Annotated in this window: 1 protein-coding gene and 1 pseudogene; both read left to right on the top strand. The window is 75.4% G+C overall.

Features of this window, described 5'->3' with window-relative positions:
• Window positions 1–1,518, top strand: a 1,518-nt coding sequence (locus tag ACYVE7_RS32960; RefSeq protein ID WP_460370364.1) for an ATP-binding cassette domain-containing protein, incomplete at its 5' end; no start/stop codon positions are given.
• Window positions 1,518–2,174, top strand: a pseudogene (locus ACYVE7_RS32965) (prolyl oligopeptidase family serine peptidase); the annotation flags it as partial. The gene ACYVE7_RS32960 and the pseudogene ACYVE7_RS32965, both read left to right, overlap by 1 nt.

Raw genomic sequence — 2,174 nt, forward strand, 5'->3', positions numbered from 1 at the left:
GGGGCGGGGCGGGGTGGGGTCGGGGCGGGGTGGCTGGGGGTGCTCGGGCTCGTGTGGGTCGTCGCGGCGGTGGGGGCGCAGCGGGTGATCCTGGTGGTGGCGCGGGTCGTCGAGCCGTTCCGGGACGTGCTGCTGACCCACGTGGTGCGGGAGTCGATCGAGGGGGGCTGGGGCGGGGAAGGGGCGGCGGCGCGGGCGAACCTGCAAGTGGAGGTGGCGCGGGACGCGCTCGCGGCAGTGATCACGGTGGTGCGGTCGTTCCTGTTCACGGTGGTGAGCGTCGTGGTCGGGCTGGCGACGCTCGCGCCCAGGATCGCACTGCTCGTCCTGCCGTTCTTCCTCGTCGGGCTCGGGGTGTTCCTGGCTTCGCTGCCCTCGGTGGCGCGGCGGCAGCGGGAGTTCCTCGCCGCCGACGAGCGGAGCGTCGCCGCCGTCGGTGAGGTCGCGGCCGGGCTGCGCGACATCACCGCGTGCGGCGCGGAAGAGCAGGTCGGCGAGCGGGTCGCCGGGATCGTCGCGGCACAGGCCGACGCGGGACGGGCACTGGCACGCGTCACCGGGGTGCGGACCGTGGCGCTGGCGCTCGGCGGCTGGCTGCCGCTGCTGGCCGTCCTCGCCGGCACCCCGTGGCTGCTGCGGAACGGAGTCGAGGCGGGCGCCGTGATCGGGGCGCTCGCCTACATCACCCAGTCGCTGACGCCCGCGCTCGGCGGGCTCGTCGAAGGGCTCGGGATGAGCGGCGTGCGGCTCGCCGTCACCCTCGACCTGCTGCTGATCCCGCCGACCGTCCCCGCGCCGCGCCGCGAGCACGCCACCGGACCGCGGATCGAAGTGCGCGACGCCGCGTTCTCCTACGGCGCGCACGCCGCGCCGCTGTTCGAGGAACTCACCCTCACGCTCGACGACGGCGACCATCTCGCCGTCGTCGGGCCGAGCGGCATCGGCAAGTCGACCCTCGCCGCGCTGATCGCGGGCGTGCTGACCCCCGGCCGGGGCGAGGTGCTGGTCGGCGGGGTGCCCGCCGATCGGCTCCACCCGGCGGACAGGCTGCTGCTGCCGCAGGAGGCGTACGTGTTCCGCGGCACCGTGCAGGAGAACCTCCTCTACTACGCGCCCGACGCGTCGCACGCGCAGATCGTCAAGGCGGTCGGGGCGGTGGGCGCGAAGGAACTCGTCGGACGGCTCGGCGGGCTCGCCGCCCGGCTCGACCCCGGCACGCTGTCGGCGGGGGAGCGGCAGTTGATCGCGCTGGCCCGCGCCCATCTGTCGCCCGCCAGGATCACGATCCTCGACGAGGCGACCTGCCATCTCGACGCCGCCGCCGAAGCCCGCGCCGAGCTGGCGTTCGCGCGGCGCGGCGGGGTGCTCGTGGTGATCGCCCACCGGACGAGCTCCGCGCTGCGCGCCCGTCGCGTCCTGCTGATGGACGGCCCGAACCTCGCCCTCGGCACCCATGAGGTGCTGCGCGAGACCAACGCCCGCTACGCCGATTTCGTCGAACAGAGGGAGAGCGCCTGATGCGAACCACCGCCTACCCGGGGGCGTTCCGCGACGACCTGGTGGAGGTGCTGCACGGCCAGTTCGTCGCCGACCCGTACCGCTGGCTCGAGGAGCACGACGGCGCGGCGACCACGGCGTGGCGGCGGGCGCAGGACGAGCTCTGGCAGGCCGCCGAGCCGCCCGGACGCGCGATCCTGCTGCGCCGCGCCCTGGAGTACGCGGACGCCGGGACGGTGACGGCGCCGCTCTGGCGCGCAGGCGTGGCCTTCGTGCTGCGCCGCTCCCCCGGACAAGATCATCCCGTGCTGTACGCGGACGGCCGGCCGGTGCTGGACCCGGGCGCGCTCGACCCGTCGGGGAAGACCGTCCTCGACGCGTGGGACCCCTCGCCCGACGGGCGGCGCGTGGCCGTCCAGCTCTCGAAGGGCGGCACCGAGAACGGCACGCTGTACGTCCTGGACGTCGCGACCGGCGACGTGCTGGGCGCGCCCGTCCTCGGCTGCCGGTACTCCCCTGTCGCGTGGGTTTCGCCCGATGCCTTCTACTATGTGCGCGACCAGCGGCTGCGGCTGCGGCGCGTCACCGGCGAGGACGTGTCGGTGCTCGGGCCGGACGGGCAGCGGCTCGGCCTCGGGATCAGCGCCGACGGCCGGTGGCTGACGGTCGCCGACGGC

Source organism: Actinocorallia lasiicapitis, assembly GCF_054778695.1.